We start from the raw sequence: 18,147 nt of genomic DNA, 5'->3' as shown, positions 1-18,147 counted from the left end.
ACGTTCAGCTTCACGCCCACCGGCTCCGTCTCGCCGTCGACCGCGAGCTGTTCACTGTGGCCGCGCACAACAGCCGGCCCGCGCAGAAATGTGATGACACTGTCCTTGTTCCTGTTGGGCGAGGCTGACCGGAAGGGCACGGTGAACATGACTGGGCAACGCGACCGTTGGGCGGAACTGACCGGCGGACAAGCCGGGGAGGAGTACGCTCAACGTTTCGCGCGGCTCGTCGAATCGGGCCACGACATCCACGGCGAGGCCACCTTTTGCCACGCATTGTTGAAGCCCGCCGCCCGGGTACTCGATGCTGGCTGCGGCACCGGTCGGATCGCGATCCGGCTCGCCGAGCTCGGCCACCACTGCACCGGCGTAGACGTGGACTCCTCGATGCTCGCCGTCGCCCGCCGCGACGCCCCCACGCAGGAGTGGCTCCTCGGTGACTTGACCCGTCTGGATGCCCTCGACCTGGATCCGGGCTTCGACCTGGCGCTCGCCGCCGGAAACGTCATCCCCCTGCTGGCCCCCGGCACCGAGTCAGCCATCGTCCAACAACTGGCCGCCGCACTGCGCCCCAACGGTCTGCTGGTCACGGGCATGGGACTGGACGCAGCACACCTACCGCTGGCGGAACCGCCGGTGACCCTTACGGAGTTCGACCACTGGTGTACCCAGGCCGGACTGACCTTGCGGCAGCGCTACGCCACCTGGAGCGGCGACCCCTATCACCAAGGCTGCGGCTACGCCGTCAGCGTGCACTTGCGCCCCGCCACGTGAACCCGCGCCTTCTCCGCGACGGGCCCGGCCCGGGCACGCGCCCGAGTGTTCCCAGGCCTTGATCGTTCACACCACGAGATGGGCGGCAGGGGGTGTCGGCCGCAGCCACGCACCCGAATCTGGAATCTGACCCGGCGGGAAGGTTCCGGCTGGTGACAACGAGCTGCCGCCCCGTCCGAAGGTCGGCACCGGCGCGCGGGCCGGGTACGGTCCGCACAGCGTCTTGCTGACGAACACGAACCTCGCCTACGGCGGCCGCGCACATCTGACCGAGACGATCGGGCCCGACACCTGCGGCGACCCGTCCCCCGTACGGCCAGGTGGCGTACCGCAGATCCGGGCTGTGAGAACCCAGGTGCGCGGCGAGCCGGTCCGCCCAGTGCCCAGAGGCTTCGTCTATTTCTAAGGGCAGCGTTTGTCTGCCGGTTCGGGCAGAGCTGTGGATCTTGAGTCCGAGATTATTCATGAGCAGTAGCGGCGCAAGCGAGGGTGCGTCGTGCCTGCGGTGCCGTCATTGGCCGCCGTTGGACCGGATGAGTCCGGTTTTGACTCTGGCCAGCATCTCGCCGAGGAGGTGGAGCGCTCGCGCCCGTGTGGGCGCTGCGCGTGGTGTTCCCGTCCAGTACGCGTCGGTGAACTCTTCAGTTGCCGCGAGGGTCTGGTTGGCGTCCTGGGAGGCCAGCACAAGAATGAAGCGAACGTAGTCGCCGACGTCGGTGCCTGGAGGGTGCTGGCGCGTGAAGCCTCGCAGGCGCGGGGTCAGGGCGGGCAGCGTGCGGCCCGTGGGGAAGAGCACGGCAAGTCCGGCAAGGGCCAACCGGTTCGCCGGGCATTCGGCTGACCACCGGGCCAGTAGATCTGGAGTGCAGGCTTGCACTGCGCTGCGGGTCCGGGCCTCGCTGTCGAGGTCGGCATGCAGCGGAGTGGCTGGCCAGCTCTCAGCGAGGTGGCGGTCTGTAACGGTGGCGGCGTTGAACAGCAACTGCATGGCTTCGAACCGGTGCCGGGCGGGCACGCGGTCGTCGACAGCCAGGGCCGCGAGCAGGACGATGCCGTCGGCGGTGGTGGGCTGGCAGGTGTCCTGATGGAGGATGTCGTTGTAGAAATCGGCGAGGAAGCTCCGGTTGCCCCAGAATGGGGCGACCTCGGAGTCCAACAGCATCGCCGCCTGAGGTGGCCGCCGGTCCGACAGGCAGTCGGCAATGACGTCCCGGAAGAGCAGTCGAATCGGCGGACCGGGGACAATATCCTCCTGCGGAGGAACCTGCCCGGTCGGCTCAGGTGGGGCCTGCGTGTCCATGACGAGCGGAGCCTACTCCACCAGATGCAGTTCGATCCCGCCCTGGCAAGTACCCCAGTGACGCCAAAAATTCAGTCCTGGCTCAGGTTCTGTGGTCCGTGACTGCGGGTAACCAGTTAGATCTCGAAGAGGACTTCCTCTTGTGGCGGGATCGGAGGGTCGAGAACGCCGCGGAGGTGGGTGACGTCTTGACGCCATTTCGGGCCGTTCGCGGCTTCGCCCCACAGCTCGGCAAGTTCAGACAGCTCCGCAACCACTTGGTCCAGGGCGTCGACGGCGAGCGTTCGGAGGTCTTCGGGGAACTCCGGTAGCTGCGCCGATGGGCCGTAGTTCGAACATGTCGGCTCGCCGTCGGGGCGCTGTGCGGCAACCACGGCTGCCGCGGCCACGGCTGAGTCAGGCAAGGATCCCCTCCGGACGGGCCGACTGCCGACAACCTACTCCTCGCGCAGGAATTCCCGCAGGTCGGCGGCTACGGCAGTCATCCCCTCACCGGCCTCGATCACGGTCGTCACGGTGCAGTTCCAGTCGCCGGGGAAGAAGCCTGATCGCAGGGTCCAGCCCAGATACACATGACCACCCGAGCCGAACGTCGCCGTCACGATCAGGTGGTTATTGCCCCAGACCCGCTCGCCCTCCCAGCCACGGAAATCGCGCGCGAGGCCATCGAAGAACTCGCTCATGGTGTCCCAGACCGTCACGGTCACGGTCTCAAGCCGTGCACGCACACCGTCATCGATGGCCTCCACAGCGAAAGCAAACTCGTACTCATCCGCCCGCGACCAGTCGAACAACCGAACAGAAGGCGCCTGCGCCCCCGGCCCCCGAACGACAACCTCGAACTGCCCTGGAACCACCTCGATCAGACTCACCCGCCGAAGCATACGGACGCCGCCAAGTCGACGTCACCGCCATTGCCGGCACAGCCGCCGCTCCTACTTCTCAGCAACACTCAGAGCATCCCCTACCTCCTGGTGCTGCTAGCTCTGGCCAACAGACGTTCTTCGTTTTCACCTACGCAGCCACTCGCCGGATGGAACCGATCAATCGGCCATGGCTGGTCAGTAACCGGTGACGAGAGTGAACCCGATCAGTTCGTCGCCGCACATAACCCACCACGCGGTCCTGGCGTCTGCTGGCATGCAGGCCTCCTGGTACCGACGACATCCTGACGAACGGCGGCGGAACCGGCGTGAATCACAGCTGGTAAGGCCACAGGCTGACGCTGTTTGGCTCCAAACGGACCTCGACCCACGATCCATCGATTGCTGCCGGTGGCGGCGGGTCGGCGAGGTCGAACAGGATTTGGGAATCTGCCACTCCCAACACGGCCCCACCATCTCCCGTGAGGCTCAACCGACCCCTGAAGACAATCTGACCGCCGACCTCGCCCAGAGCGGGTGAGGACGAAGTTGTCGACCGTGTGTTGCGATCCCAGGCCACGTCCTCATCGACAGTCCACTCCACACAGTGCTCGCGGCCCGCTTCTGTCGGATCGCCACACCAGAGCGCCACGACGGTGCCCGCCTCCGAGCGCACCAGGACCGTAGCGGGCCCGCCGGGAGCCTGTCGTACTGCTTCAACCTGGACCAACATTCCGCAATCATCCACGGCAGCCCTGCTCTTCCAACCACTCCCGTCAGGACAAAGACCTCCTTTTGGAGGCGGGGCGGACCAATTGAAAGCGCTTGCGTAAACCCCGGGAAGTATGTGATGTGGGTCACCTTGACGGCCTCATGCCGTGAGCTCATGATCTGGGAATCCTTGTAAGGATCATGTAAGACCTGGGGTGGGTTGTGAACGGTGTGGTGTGGCGTCATATACGTCGCAGGACGGTCGCGTTGACCGCGGCGGCGATCGTGGCGTCAGCGGTTCAGCCATTGGCTGGGCAAGCTGAGGCACAAGCACCGGCCGCGGCGGTGACGACGAGTGCGACGGCGCGGGCTGCTGAGATGGGTGAGCCGGTTGAGGTGGTCGGCGAACGTACCGAGTACTCGCAGACGATGGCGAATCCTGACGGCACGTACACGCTGACTCAGTCGACGACACCGCAGCGCACTCAGGGGGCGGACGGTTCGTGGCGGAGCATCGACGCAGCACTGGAGCGTCGGTCGGACGGCTCGGTTGGTCCTAAGTCCACCGTGGTGGACCTGTCCTTTTCCGGCGGCGGTGCAGGCAAGGACCTGATCCGTCTTGCCACCCCGAAGGGCGCGATTGAACTGGGCTGGCCAGGGACGCTCCCGGACCCGACGCTCGACGGGGCGACGGCCACCTACCCGGAGGTGTATGAGGGGGTGGACCTGCAGTTGACCGCGACGGCAGAGGGTTTCCGCGAGATCCTCGTGGTCAAGTCTGCCGAAGCCGCGGCCAATCCGGCTCTGAACAAGATCACCCTGTCGGCGGCAGGTGAGGGCCTGAGCATCGTGCCCGGCGCGGGTGGTGGCCTGCGTGCCCTGGACGGCGACGGGAACGTGGTCTTCTCCGGCCCGGCGGGCATGATGTGGGACTCCGCCGGGGATGCCGGCACCCAGCCCCAGATGCTGCCCAGCGTCGGGGGCGAGGGGGCGGCGGAGGGCGCGCGGGATCCGACGCGACCTGACGCGGGGGATGCGACGGCGTTCCTGCCGGTCCAGGTTGCCGACGGTTCGGTAAGCGTGGTGCCCGACCAGGAGCTGCTGCGCGGCGAGAACACCGTTTTCCCGGTCTACATCGACCCCCCGATCGGCACCGGGGCTTCGGAGAAATCGGTGATTTCCTCCGACGGTGACCGCTGGTGGAACTTCGACGGCGACTACGGAGTCGGCCGCTGCTATCGCGTCGGACCGTGGTACTGCGATGCGGACCACACCAACCGCATGCTCTTCGAGTTCGCACCCACCAAGATCACCGGCATGCATGTGCTGGATGCGACGTTCCGTGCGTTTGAGACGTGGTCGTTCTCCTGCAGCCCCCATGAGATCGAACTGGTGAGGACCGGCAACATGTCGGAAGCCACCCGCTGGCCGGGCCCGTCGGAGCTGGACCACATGGGCGACCAGAACGTCTCAGCCGGGCGCGGCGACACCTGCACTCCCGAGCAGCCGGACACGTGGATCGAGTTCCACGACAACCCGGCTGAGACGGACGAGAACCTCACTGCCACGGTAAAAGGTTTCGCTGACGGCAAATTCTCCCGGCTGACCTTGATGCTGAAGGCGAAGGACGAGGGCGACGCGGACGCGTGGAAACGGTTCGACGACAACGCCGACATCCAGGTCATCTACGTGCCCAAGCCGTACCTGCCGAACAACGTCGGCATCATCCCCGGCTACGGCAATCAGCAGTACTGCGACAAGGACACTGACGATCCGACGACGGTCACGCGGGACGACCCCACGATCCAGGGGATGGTGCAGACCCAGCAGCAGCCCCAGGGCAACGAGTTCCGTGGATCTCTGCGCGCGCTGTTCAACACCGAGTACCAGAAGAGTGACGGCACCTGGGTGGATGCCTTCACCGTCAACGTGCCTGATTCGGGCTCGGTTCCCGATGACACCAAGGTGCCGTTCCCCATCGATGGGCTGGCCGAGGATGTGGAGTACCGGTTCAATGTCCTGACAGAGTCGTACTGGACCCAAAATGGCCAGAACGGGAAGCTCTCCTCCGGCCGTTCCGCATGGTGCTACTTCAAGTTCGACCCGGATGTCCCAGAGGCTCCCGAAGTCATCCCGAACACGGTCTACCAGGAGTGCACCACCGACGCCTGCGCCCCCTACGGTGGCCCAGGCGAACCCGGCAGCTTCTCGTTCAAGCCGGACCCCGCGGACACGGACATTACGGGTTACCGGTGGAGGCTGCTGACCACGGAGCCGTCCGGTGCGAAGGAAGTGACCGGCAGCACGGTGACCGTCCCGGACATCACACCGCCGCTGGCCGGTGTACAGACACTGATCGTCGAGGCCAGAGATGTCCGTCAGCGCTACGGCGCACGCGCGGAATTCCAATTCAAGGTTGCACCAGGTGATCAGGAGACCAGCCGCTGGAACTTCGTCGAAGACGCCGATGGCACGGCGAAGGACACCGGCGTCCAAGGCACCGTTCGGCACCACGCCATGCCTTATCAGCCGCAGCCGAACACGGTGACCTGGCCCCTGCGGGGGCGTCGTGGCGACAGCGATACATCGATTGAGTTCAACACCGCCATCACCGACCCGGCCAAGCAGGTCGGCTACGCCGCCACGAGCACTCCAGCGGTCAACACCCGGGACTCGTTCACGGTCTCTGCCTGGGTGTATCTCACCGACACCACTACAAACCGCGCGGTGCTGTCCGCTCCGGGCACGTCCGACTCCGCCTTCACGCTCCTGTATTCGCCGACGAAGAAGACATGGGTCTTCAAGCGGGGGTCGCAGGATGCGGTGGACGCGGTCGACATCGTGACTGGCGCAGATCAGCCCGCGACGGCGGGTGTGTGGACGCATGTGGCCGGAGTCTTCGACACGAAGAACGACGCGAACGTGGACAACGACACCATTGAGTTGGTTATCAGTGGGCGCCGCCAGGGAGAGGTCGTAGCTCACAGTCAGTCCGCCAGCTACACCCCTTGGACCTCGACGGGTGGCTTGCAGTTCGGGCGTACGAAGACCAAGGGTGGCCCGTTTGCCCAGTACTACCGGGGCAATATCGACGAGGTCGCGGCCTGGCACCGTGTTCTGGGCGACGAGGAGCTGCGCAACGAAGCGGAAGCCATCCAGCCGCCGGACAACAACCCGGCTGTGCCTTTGATCGCTCACTGGGATGCCAACGGGTCCACCGGTGCGGAGTTGACCAACCGCTCGACGTATCCGGTCGGACCGCTGAAGCTGTCGGCTTCCGGTGCGTCACTCGCCGGCGGGGACGCGGGCCTGGTGCTGGATGGCACGGCTGGTTACGCCTCGGTCACCGGGCCGGTTCTGGATGAGACAGCATCGTTCACCGTCTCCGCCAGGGTGAAACTGGACATGGCGAAACTCGATACACAGCGCGCGTACGTCTTCGGGCAGGCCACCCCGGCCGGGGGACAGTCGTCCTGGGCTCTGTGGGTAGAGAGGGACACCGAGGGCTATAAGTGGAACTTCGGGCGCACAGCGACCGACGCAGCGGGCGCGGTTGTCAGCAGCGGCCTGGTTACCTCTCTCGATGTTGCCGGCACGGACGACTGGGTTCAGGTCACTGGCGTGTTCGACGCCGCTGAGCCCGTCGCTGGGGGCTACGGCACCACGAATCTGTATGTGAGCGATAACCCCCAGCCGCCGAACGGCACCAATGCCTTCAGCGACGAGCACCTCATGCAGGGCAGCGGCACGCTTGCGGCCGGCCGCGCTGCTGGGTCTACCGGAAACTACCTGCCCGGAAGCCTGCAGGACCTGCGCGTGTGGGCAGGTGCCATGAATGCCAGCCAGGTCTACGACAAGATCATCGCCCCTTCATAGCTCGGCTCTGCGCTTACAAGAGGTGGGGCAGATTGATCACGTCCGCCCCACCCTGGCACATCAGCTCCGATTCGCCTTCACCCGCACCCGGTACCAGGGGCAGCGTCTTCCTGCCGCCAGCAGGCGGCCAGATTGAAACGGATATGCATGAAACCGTTCGCGCGCTATGTCATCAGACATGGTCGTAGTCAAGAACGCACCCGCGTCGGCCTCGTACGGCATGTCGCGGCTGTGGTTGGCTTCAGCCTCATTCCTGCCTTGCTGACCCCCATAGCCTTTGCTGCGACAGTCGATCCGCTCGGCAGACTCGAGCTGAAGGCTCCGATACCGCAGAAAGTGTCCCGGTTCACGGGCAAGCCGGACAAGAAGACAGCCGCACTGCTGAAGAAGGCTGCGGAGAACGGCCGCGCCGACTCGGCCCGTGCGAAGGCGGATCAAAGCAAGACGGTCTCCTGGCCGAAGGCGGGCACAGCAACGATCACAGTCCCCGCGACTGGCACAACCAAGGCTTCCCCGGGCGCTCTCCCGCTCACGCTGACGTCGCCGAAGCCGGCCAAGAAGGCCCCGTCCGTCGAGGCTGCGGGCACTGTCAAGGTCAATGTGCTGGACCAGAAGCAGGCGGCGGCTCTGGGGGTAAAGGGTGTCGTCCTCACCGTCACCGGACCGACGACCGGCGGTGCCACCGAACTCGCCATAGACTACGGCAAGTTCGCTTCTGCCTACGGCGGCGACTGGGCCGGACGCCTGCAAATCCTTCGCCTGCCCGAATGTGCACTGAAGGACCCGGCGAGCGCAAAGTGCCGCACCCGCACACCTGTCACGTTCACCAACCACCGCAAGAACAACCGCATTGACGCAGAACTGTCCTTCAAACCCGCTCCCACCACGACCACTCGCGCGACGGGGACGGCGGCCGCACCTGCCGCGGGCCAGACGACGGTGCTCGCACTCGCCGCCGGCACACAGTCCAGTACAGGGGACTACAAGGCCACGCCGCTCGCATCCTCCTCCACCTGGGAGGCCGGCGGCTCCTCAGGCTCATTCACCTGGTCGTATCCGCTGCCCGTCCCGCCGTCGGCTGCCGGCCCGAAGCCGGGCCTGACCATTTCCTATGACTCGGGCAGCGTGGACGGTCGCACGGCCAACACGAACAACCAGGGCAGCACGGTCGGCGAGGGCTTCGACCTCACCTCCTCGTACATCGAGCGCAGTTACGGCTCGTGCGACGACGACGGCCAGACCGACAAGTCCGACCTGTGCTGGAAGTACGAGAACGCCTCGCTCGTGCTGAACGGCAAGGCCACCGAACTCGTCAAGGACGACACCACGGGCAAGTGGCGGCTGAAGAACGACGACGCCTCCACCGTCATCCACTCCACCGGCGCCGACAACGGCGACGACGACGGCGAGCACTGGACCGTCATCACCGGTGAAGGCACCAAGTACGTATTCGGCCTGAACAAGCTCGCCGACGCCCCCGCGGGCGACCGTACCCAGTCGGTGTGGACCGTTCCGGTCTTCGGTGACGATGCCGGCGAGCCCGGCTACGCGGACGGCACCAGCTTCGCCACCCGTGACAAGAAGCAGGCCTGGCGCTGGAACCTCGACTACGTCGAGGACACCCACAGCAACGCCATGTCCTACTGGTACACCGCCGAAGAGAACAACTACGACAAGCTCGGCGACGACACCACCGGCACCCCCTACACCCGCGGTGGATATCTGAACGAGATCCGCTACGGCCAGCGGGCCGACTCGGCCGGCTCGCTGTTCAGCGGCAGCCCTGCCGCGTCGAACAAGGTCGTCTTCGACTACAAGGAACGCTGCATCCAGTCAGGCACCGGCTGCAGCAACCTCGACCCGGACACTCGCGACAACTGGCCCGACGTCCCTCTGGACGCGATCTGCCAGAACAACGTCAAGTGCACCGGCAACGTGGGCCCAACCTTCTTCACCCGCAAGCGCATGACGACCGTCACCACATACGCATGGGAAGCGGCAGCCCCCACGCCCGCCTTCACTCCTGTGGACCAGTGGGCGCTCACACAGGCCTACCTGGACCCGGGCGAAACCGGTGACTCCGCCGACCAGTCCCTGTGGCTGGACGAGATCCGCCACACCGGCATGCGCGGCACACCCATCACCCTGGATCCGGTCAAGTTCGACCACGAGTACCTGGCCAACCGCGTCGACGGCGCCCAGGACAACATCCTGCCGCTGCACAAACCCCGCCTGTACACGATCACGTCGGAGACCGGCGCCGAGACGGTCGTCAACTACCTGCAGGCCGACTGTCTCGCAGGCCAGGCCAAGCCCAGGCCCGACGAGAACACCCGCCGCTGCTACCCCGTGTACTGGTCGCCCAACGGTGAGAAAGACCCGATCCTCGACTGGTTCCACAAGTACCCGGTCGAACAGGTCTCCACCTCCGACCCCAAAGGCGGCGGACTGACCGTCAGGAACACCTACACCTATTCCGGCGGCGGCGCCTGGCACTACAACGAGGACCCGCTGGTCAAGGAAAAGGAACGCACCTGGTCGCTCTGGCGCGGCTTCGAGAAGGTCACCCATCTCACCGGTATGGCCAGCAGGACCCAGTCCAAGACCGTGAGCGTCTACCTACGAGGCATGGACGGCGACCGGGTGCTCGGCACCGACGGCAAGCTCCCCGACCCGACTGCACGCAAAACCGCCACGGTCACCGGCATCAAGGCGCCGGCAATCACCGACTCGGACCAGTACGCCGGCTTCACCCGCGAAACCGTCACCTACAACGGTGCCGCCGGCCTCGAGGTCGGCGGCACGGTTAACGACCCGTGGTCCCAGGTGACCGCGACCCAGCACAAGTCGTACGCCGACACCGAGGCGTACTACGTGCGTACCGGTGCTACCCACGCCCGCACCAACATCACCACCAGCCTCCCGGCCCGTGACCGGGTCCGCTCCACGGTGACGACCTACGACGCCTACGGCATGGCTGTGACCGTCGAGGACAAGGGCGACACCGGCATCACCGGCGACGAGAAGTGCTCCCGCACCTGGTACGCCCGCAACGACGCCGTGGGCATCAACTCGCTCGCCTCCCGCACCAGTGTCATGGGCAAGCCCTGCGCCATCACCGGTGACGCCCTCGATCTCCCGGCCGATGCGACTGTCCCGGGCGACGTGATCTCCGACACCGCCACCGCCTACGACAGCACCACCTGGTCCTCCACCCAGACGCCCACCAAGGGTGAGCCACAGTGGAGCGGTCGAGCCCAGAGTTACACCGCCGCGAACAATCCGGTGTGGCAGAAGGTCGCCACTACGACGTATGACACCCTCGGCCGTCCGCTGGCGGTCAAGGACACCAACGACACCGCCATCGCCACTATGACCTACACCCCGGTGGCGGCTGGCCCGACGACCAGCAGCACGGTCGCCAACGCGCTGGGGCACACCACTCCCACGGACGTGGACTTCGCCACCGGCGTTGCCGTTAAGGTTACCGACCCCAACCGCAACATCACTGAAAGTGAGTACGACAGCCTCGGCCGTGTCACCAAGACCTGGCTTCCCGACCGCTCCAAGCTTGGAGCGAAGACCCCCAACTACGTCTACGACTACCACGTCACTGCCACTGACCTGCCGTGGGTGTCCACTGGCACTCTCAAGGGTGACGGCAGTGGCTACAACACCACCTACGAGATTTACGACAGTCTCTTGCGGCCGCGTCAGACCCAGACGCCGTCACCGGCGGGCGGCCGGCTGGTCGCACTGACCTGGTATGACGAGCGTGGTCTTGCGACTTCCGCCCACTCCGACATCTGGGACGCCAACAACGCCCCGTCGGGCATCCTGGTGGAAGTCGATGGCGGCCAGGCGCCTATGCAGGTGGACACCACCTACGATGGTGCCGGACGGGCCGTCAAGGCGGAGACCAAGGTCCACAACGTCCTTCGCTGGACGGCGATCGACACCGTCTACACCGGCGACACCGTCACCACCACGGCCCCGGCCGGCGGTCAGGCCAACGCAGTGGTCATCAACGCCCTCGGCCAGGCGACCCAGCGCCGCGAATACGGCGGCACTCAGCCGACCGGCGTCGACTACACGGCCACAAACTTCACCTACTTCCCCGCCGGACAGCAGGAGACAGTCACCGGCCCGGACCAGGCGAAATGGACGTACAAGTACGACCTGTTCGGCCGTCAGACCGGTTCGGGTGACCCGGACAAGGGCACGGCGACCACCACGTACAACGCGCTCGACCAGGCCATCACGACCACCGACTCCCGCGGCAAGACCCTTACCACCGAGTACGACACCCTCGGCCGCGAGACCGGCCTGTGGGACACCAGTACCGCTGCCAAGTCCGACGCCAACAAGCTCGCCGCATGGACCTTCGACACTCTCAGAATGGGCCAGCAGGACACTGCGGTCCGATACGAGAACGGCGTCGCCCAGGCCACCAGCAAGGCCTACACGCAGAAGGTCACGGGCTACGACCACCTCTACCGGCCGACCGGTACCTCGCTGACTCTGCCCTCCAACGACCCCCTCGTAGCCGCAGGTGTGCCCACCACGCTGTCGACTGCCGCCAGCTACAACGTGGACGGCACCGTCTGGACTGCCCGAAGCCCGGGTGTCGGAGGCCTGGCCACCGAGACCATCGAGTACAAGTACGGCTCACTGGGCCAACTGACCGGGTCTCACGGAATCAGCGACTATGTTCAGGCGGCGACGTATACCGAGCATGGCGACTTGCGACAGCTCAACCTCGGCGTCGGCACCGTCGCAAAAAAGGCAACCCTCCACTACGGCTACGAGACCGGCACCCGACGTCTCAACAAATCCTGGGTCACAGACGATGTTCACGGCTACATGCCGCAGGAGCTCAACTTCACCCAGGACGACGCAGGCAACGTCACATCGATCTTCGACGCCACCACCCAGGGCGGTACATCGAAGGCCGACTACCAGTGCTTCAGCTACGACGGCCACCGCCGCCTGACCGACGCCTGGACCCCGAAGACCGCAGACTGCGCCACATCCGGGCGCACGACCTCCAATATTGACGGCGCAGCCCCGTACTGGTCCAGCTACACCTACACCAGCTCCGGCCAGCGCAAGACCGAAACGCAGCACGCGACGTCGGGCGACCAGGCCACGACCTATGAATACGGCACACCCACAAACCAGCCCCACCCGCTGGCTCGAACCACCGGCGCCCAGGCGGCCACCTACACGTACGACAAGACGGGCAACACCACCAGCCGTCCCGGCACCCAGGCCCAGCAGACGCTCACCTGGAACTCCGAGGGCAAACTCGTCGGCACATCCGAGCCCGCTGCCAGCGGGAAAGCCGCCACCGGCACCAGCTACCTCTACGACGCGAACGGTGAGCTCCTCATCCGCCGCCCCACCACCACAGACGGCGACACCGTCCTCTACCTCGGCGGCACCGAGGTCCGCCTCACCACCAAGGGCACAACCAAGACGCTGTCCGGAACCCGCTACTACACGGCATCCGGCCAGAGCATCGCGGTCCGCACCGCGACCGCAGGCGTCACCGGCACCAAACTCAACTTCCTAGCCTCAGACCACCACGGCACCTCCAGCCTCGCTCTGGACGCCACCACCTTCGCACTCACCAAGCGCCACACCACCCCCTTCGGCGCACCCCGCGGCACCAACCCCACCACATGGCCCGACGACAAAGTTTTCCTCGGAAAGCCGGCCGACACAACCACCGGCCTCACCCACATCGGCGCCCGCGAATATGACCCCTCCAACGGTCAGTTCATCAGCGTCGACCCGATTCTGGCCCTCGACCAGCATCAATCGCTCAACGGCTACGCCTACGCCAACAACAACCCGAGCACCTTTTCCGACCCCACCGGCCTCATGAACGCCGACGTCGGCAGCGCATGCACCAACCATTGCGCAAAGGAAAAGAAATGGGTCGAAAAAACCATCCTGAAAAACGACAAGGGCACTGCCCAAGTCGCCAACACCGGAGCCGCAAGTGGAAGCGGGGATGGATGGTGGATTACCTTTGGTAAAACCCTCGATGACGAGGTAATGAACCTAGGGAACGGCATAGTCGACTACGCCATTAGCGACGTAAGCAACGCCTGGAACTGCGTCACGCTCAACGGAACATGTACTGAGTACGCCGTCGGAAAAGTTAAAGATCTAACGTTCGCATCTATGGCAGAGGGTCTCCTCTACCGAGGTAGCGAAGTCTATAATGACTTCGCCAACGGGCGATCCGCCCAGGGTGCAGCCAAGATAACATTCGATGTCATCGTAGCTGTCATAACACATAAATCGCTTAAGCCATGCCACAGCTTCCTACCAGGAACTGGCGTTCTCCTCGCGGACGGCACACGGAAAGCCATCGAGGACGTCGAAGTCGGCGACGTTGTCGCAACCACGGACACCAAGACCGGAGAAACGGTCGAAAAGAAGGTCACTGAAACGATCGCCACGGAAGACGACAAGGAATTCACTGAAATCGTCATATCCGTAAACGGCGACTACTCGAGCATCATAGCCACCGACACACACCCATTCTGGGTCCCCGACCTGAAAAAATGGGTCAAAGCAGGAAGCCTCCGGATTGGACAGTCGCTGCGCACCAGCGCAGGCACACACGTCCAAATCTCCCAAGTCACCCACTACACCAAGCGCCAGCGTACCCACGACCTCACAATCGAAGACATCCACGCGTACTATGTGCTGGCGGGGGCCACGCCAGTTCTGGTGCACAACTGTGGAGGCGATCCAAATGCCCGCGGTGGGATCTACACACTCCGAGACGTGGACGACAATGTTGTCAGAACTGGACGAACAAATGACTTGCAGCGGAGAGAGCGCGAGCACGCCCGCGGGGATGACACCGCCGACTACAGTTTCCAAGTCGAATACCGCACGGACGTCTACCGGGAGCAGCGTGGTTTGGAGCAAATCGTCTGGATGACCAATGGGCGTCCTACGCTGCCCGGTGTGAGAAGGACGGCCGGAGTCAATGTAAGAAATCGGAACTACAATAAATACATGGATGCTGCTGGGCAGTTCTTCGCCAAGTGGTATCCGGGACAAGGTGGTTAGAGGTGACTCGAAAGTTGCCGTATTCACCAGGGGATATCTTCGCGGTACCTCTTCGTGATCACGGATACGTGCATGGCGTGGTGGCCAGGGCGGATGGCAAGGGCGTCGTGCTCGGCTATTTCTTCGGTCCGCGTGTGGAGTCCCTCGAAAGCCCGCCGCAAGCGTGTACGTTCGAGGCGAATTTGGCGATTAAGATCTGCCGGTTCGGCGACCTTGGACTTATTCGAGAAAAGTGGCCGGTCGTGGGTAGGCTGGAATCATGGAATCCTGCGCAATGGAGTGTCCCTGAGTTCTGTAGGGGTGGGGATATTCGTGTCGTTTACGACGATGATTCGCTCACGGTTTCCCGCGAAGAGCGACTCGATTCGCGTGAATGTCGACTGCTTCCGCAGGATGGGCTCGAAGGGGCAGGCTTTGTAGAGATTAAGCTCACGCGCCTCCTGGGCGCGTAACTCGTCACAAATAGGCCCTGCCGGATGCAATCTGGCAGGGCCTATTTGGTGCCTGGGTCTGTGAAGGGCCCCACCGGAAGAAATCCCGGCGGGGCCCAGAGGCGTTTGACGGCAACGCTGACGGCAACGTCAGCGGACGACGGCTGCTGTGGGTGGGTCGTCGGGGTCGTTGCCGGTGGGGCTGAGGGCGTTGCCGAGGGTGTTGATGGCTTGGCGCTGGAGGCGGAGTCGGACGTGGGCGTAGACGCCGGCGGTGACGCCGATGTGGGCGTGGCCCAACAACTCCTTGATCACGACGAGGTCGACGCCCTGTTCAAGAAGCAGGGTGGCGGTCGAGTGCCGTAGGTCGTGAAACCGGATGCGGCGAAGTCCTGCGCCGTTGAGGAGTCGGCTGAAGCTGCGGGTGAGGTTGGTGGGTTCGAGAGGGCCGCCGGTGAGGGTGGTGAACACGAGTCCGTTGTCCGACCAGCCCGTCCGTACGACCCGGCGTGCTTCCTCCTGCTGTTCCCGGTGGGCCTTCAGGGAGTTGATGCATTCGGTGGGGAGGGCGATGCGGCGTTCGGAGGCGCGGGTCTTGGTGTGCAGGACGGTCAGGCCACCGGTGCGGGTGCGCTGGAGGGAACGGTGGATGGCGGCGGTTCCCGTGTTGAGGTCGAGGTCTTCCCAGTGCAGCCCGAGGAGTTCACCCTTGCGGAGGCCGGTGCGCAGGGCGAGTTCGTACAGAGCGTGGAGCCGGTCGCTGCTGGCCGCGTCGAGGAACTGCCGGGCTTCGCTCGCGGTGAAGGGCTTGAAGCGCCGGGGGCGGGGTGCGGGGGTCTTGACGTTGCGGGCGACGTTGCGGGGCAGGTCGTCTTCGCGGACGGCGTGCTCCAGGGCGGACTTGAGGACCGAGTGGATGTAGGTCACGGTCAGCGGGGAGAGCCGCTTGTTGCAGCACTGGCCGATGGCGCAGCAGGAGCGCCGGTCGGTGTCGCGTCCCTGGGCGCAGCACTGGCAGGTGACGCGGAGGCGGTCGAGGAAGGTACGGACGTCGCGGGCGGTGAGGCGGGCGAGCTTCTTGGCTCCGAGGCCGGGGTTGAGATGGAGGCGGACGCAGGCGGCGTAGCGGGTGTTCTCCCGTACCTGGTGGACGGCGATGCCGTTCAGCCAGTACGTCAGGTACGTGCTGACGCTGTTGTCGGCCGCCGCGACGGGCAGACCGAGGTTGCTGGCGGCGATCTTCTCGGTGAGCTTGGCGAGGGCCTCCTTGCGGGTGGTGCCGTAGACGCGGATGCGCTTGCGGGTGTTGCCGGGGGCGAGGACGTATCCGGCGGCTTCCCAACGGCTGTCCTTGCGCTGGTAGACGGTTCCGTCGCCGTTGGCGCGGGAGCGGGTGCGGCGGGACGTTGCGGGGCGCGGTGTGGCCATCAGGCGGCGGCTTCCTGTTCGAGACGGGTGCGGATGAAGTCGGTGACGGCGTGGGCGGGGATGCGGCGGGCGCGGCCGAGGGTGATCGAGGCGAGTTGGCCGGTGCGGAGCAGGTCGTAGACGGCGGAGCGGCCGAGCTGGAGGCGGGTCATCACCTGGGGCACCGTGAGCAGATCCAGCGCCGGTGCCGCGTCCGCGTGGAGTACGGCGGGCAGGGGCGAGGTCATCAGCAGCCCCCTTCGGCTGCGAACTGCCGTTCCAGTTCCTTGCGATGCCGGACGTGGGCTGCGACGAGGGCCGCGCCGGGGCTGTAGCCCGAGCCGAGGTAGTCCCAGTGACCGACGACGAGCGTGGTCGTCGGGTCGGACTCGGGCAGGCCGGCGTGGGCTCGGGCCTGTTCGGTGCGCCAGGTGCGGCGGGCGTCGCGCAGCGCGCTCAGGGTGGTGGAGTAGTGGCGGGACTTGGTGGAGAAGTGGCCCCGGAAGCCGAGCATGTGGGCCCACTTCCGGAGCTTGAGGTGGGCGAACTCCGGCAGCTTTCCCAGCTCCCAGCAGGTGCGGATCATCTGCCGGACGTGGCATGCGACGGCCAGGCGGGGCAGCGGGCGGGCCTGCCCGGTGCCGTCACAGGCGGTGCAGGGGAGCGGGGTTCCGCGAGGCAGGAGGGTGGCGCCGCGTCCCTGGCAGGGGCGGCAGAACAGGGCGCGGTCGAGGGTGCCGGAGGCGTCGGCGGACTTGGTGGCGTACTTGGCCACGTAGGCGGCCACGGCCTGGTCGGTGAATTCGGCGTCGGTGCCGAAGGCCGTGATCTCACGTACGTCGAGCTGTTCGCCCCAGACGAGTTCGCGTTCCCCGATCGCGTCCGACTCGACCGTGACGCGGACCCGGGCGGCGGCGGCCCGGATGGCGTCGGTGAGCACGGCGGCGGTGGCGTACGAGGGCGGGGGCTGGGTGCTGCCTTCGGGGCCGTCGAGGCGGATCACGGCGTGGAAGTGGACCAGGCCCCGCTTCTGGTACTCGGCAACCTTGGCGAAGGACACCCGCAGAACTGTGCGGGCGGCCTTCTGGGTGAGGCCGAGCCGGACGGCGAGCTCGCGGCGCAGGTAAGTGGTGAAGCGCGCCCACAGGGCTCCGGCGTGGGCGTTGAAGAGAACCGCGCCCGCGTAGTCGTACGTCGCCGGATTGAGCGGTGTGCCGAGCAGCGGATCCGTGGGCTCGTGGCGGATTCCGCAGCGGCAGGGCCGGGCGTCGGGGCGGTTGTGGACGGGGCCGAAGGAGGGGGCGGTGAGGGTGGCGAAGACGCGGGGGTGGGTGCGGACGGTGTCGGGGACGGTCTTGCCGCCGGAGAGGCCGGCGCGGATGAGGTGGTAGGTGTCGGCGGCGTAGAGGCGGGAGCAGGCCGGGCAGCGTGAGGCACGGCGGTTGCCGCACGTGGTCAGCAGGCTGCCGGTGGGCTCCTCGGAGGAGGCGTAGGAGCGCAGTACCTCGCCGGTCTTGATGTCGACGGTGGTCGTCTGGCCGGTCAGGCGGACGGGTTCGGTGCAGCCGCCGAGGCGTTCGATCTGCTGCTGTGCGCGATCGAAGTCGGGGTGGTTGGCGAGGTGGATCAGGTCCCGCACGGCGGGGCTTGCCACGTGGCGCAGGTCGAGGGTGACCATTCGGGGCGTGTC

At 65.7% G+C, this 18,147-nt stretch carries 10 protein-coding genes; 4 read left to right on the top strand and 6 right to left on the bottom strand.

Features of this window, described 5'->3' with window-relative positions; translation table 11 throughout:
- Nucleotides 1–147: 147 nt before the first annotated feature.
- Nucleotides 148–774, top strand: coding sequence for a class I SAM-dependent methyltransferase (locus ACFWBQ_RS33820; protein WP_385506134.1), 627 nt, complete (start codon nucleotides 148–150; stop codon nucleotides 772–774).
- 511 nt (nucleotides 775–1,285) lie between these two features.
- On the opposite strand, the gene ACFWBQ_RS33815 is transcribed toward ACFWBQ_RS33820, so the two are convergent.
- The 3 genes from ACFWBQ_RS33815 to ACFWBQ_RS33805 form a co-directional block, all read right to left on the bottom strand.
- Nucleotides 1,286–2,074: a hypothetical protein gene (locus tag ACFWBQ_RS33815; protein WP_385506130.1), complete on the bottom strand. Its 789-nt coding sequence runs from the start codon at nucleotides 2,072–2,074 to the stop codon at nucleotides 1,286–1,288.
- A 116-nt stretch (nucleotides 2,075–2,190) separates the two neighbouring features.
- Nucleotides 2,191–2,478 (bottom strand): DUF4259 domain-containing protein, encoded by a 288-nt coding sequence (locus ACFWBQ_RS33810; RefSeq protein ID WP_385506128.1) that lies wholly within the window; start codon nucleotides 2,476–2,478, stop codon nucleotides 2,191–2,193.
- A 33-nt stretch (nucleotides 2,479–2,511) separates the two neighbouring features.
- On the bottom strand, nucleotides 2,512–2,946 hold the full coding sequence (locus tag ACFWBQ_RS33805; protein ID WP_385506126.1) for a DUF6228 family protein: 435 nt from the start codon (nucleotides 2,944–2,946) through the stop codon (nucleotides 2,512–2,514).
- Between the two features lie 969 nt (nucleotides 2,947–3,915).
- On the opposite strand from ACFWBQ_RS33805, the gene ACFWBQ_RS33800 reads away from it, so the two are divergent.
- The 3 genes from ACFWBQ_RS33800 (at nucleotide 3,916) to ACFWBQ_RS33790 (ending at nucleotide 15,071) form a co-directional block, all read left to right on the top strand.
- Nucleotides 3,916–7,524 carry a LamG domain-containing protein gene (locus ACFWBQ_RS33800; RefSeq protein ID WP_385506124.1) on the top strand — a complete coding sequence of 1,203 codons (3,609 nt, stop codon included), beginning with the start codon at nucleotides 3,916–3,918 and terminating at the stop codon, nucleotides 7,522–7,524.
- A 147-nt stretch (nucleotides 7,525–7,671) separates the two neighbouring features.
- Nucleotides 7,672–14,619: a polymorphic toxin-type HINT domain-containing protein gene (locus tag ACFWBQ_RS33795; protein WP_385506122.1), complete on the top strand. Its 6,948-nt coding sequence runs from the start codon at nucleotides 7,672–7,674 to the stop codon at nucleotides 14,617–14,619.
- A gap of 2 nt (nucleotides 14,620–14,621) precedes the next feature.
- Nucleotides 14,622–15,071: an Imm26 family immunity protein gene (locus ACFWBQ_RS33790; RefSeq protein WP_385506120.1), complete on the top strand. Its 450-nt coding sequence runs from the start codon at nucleotides 14,622–14,624 to the stop codon at nucleotides 15,069–15,071.
- Between the two features lie 129 nt (nucleotides 15,072–15,200).
- Here ACFWBQ_RS33790 and ACFWBQ_RS33785 read toward each other — a convergent pair whose 3' ends face one another.
- Genes ACFWBQ_RS33785 through ACFWBQ_RS33775 form a run of 3 tightly spaced genes read right to left on the bottom strand, consistent with a single transcriptional unit; the run spans nucleotide 15,201 to nucleotide 18,135 of the window.
- Nucleotides 15,201–16,478, bottom strand: coding sequence for a tyrosine-type recombinase/integrase (locus ACFWBQ_RS33785; protein WP_385506118.1), 1,278 nt, complete (start codon nucleotides 16,476–16,478; stop codon nucleotides 15,201–15,203).
- Nucleotides 16,478–16,705 carry a helix-turn-helix domain-containing protein gene (locus ACFWBQ_RS33780; protein ID WP_385506115.1) on the bottom strand — a complete coding sequence of 76 codons (228 nt, stop codon included), beginning with the start codon at nucleotides 16,703–16,705 and terminating at the stop codon, nucleotides 16,478–16,480. Before ACFWBQ_RS33780 ends, ACFWBQ_RS33785 begins: the two co-directional genes overlap by 1 nt.
- Nucleotides 16,705–18,135, bottom strand: a complete 1,431-nt coding sequence (locus ACFWBQ_RS33775) for a replication initiator (RefSeq protein WP_385506111.1) — start codon at nucleotides 18,133–18,135, stop codon at nucleotides 16,705–16,707. Before ACFWBQ_RS33775 ends, ACFWBQ_RS33780 begins: the two co-directional genes overlap by 1 nt.
- Nucleotides 18,136–18,147: the final 12 nt, after the last annotated feature.

Source organism: Streptomyces sp. NPDC060035 (genome assembly GCF_042736635.1).
GTDB lineage: Bacteria > Actinomycetota > Actinomycetes > Streptomycetales > Streptomycetaceae > Streptomyces.
The sequence above is the reverse complement of the archived record's forward strand: the minus strand, read 5'-3'. Positions and strand labels throughout refer to the sequence as shown.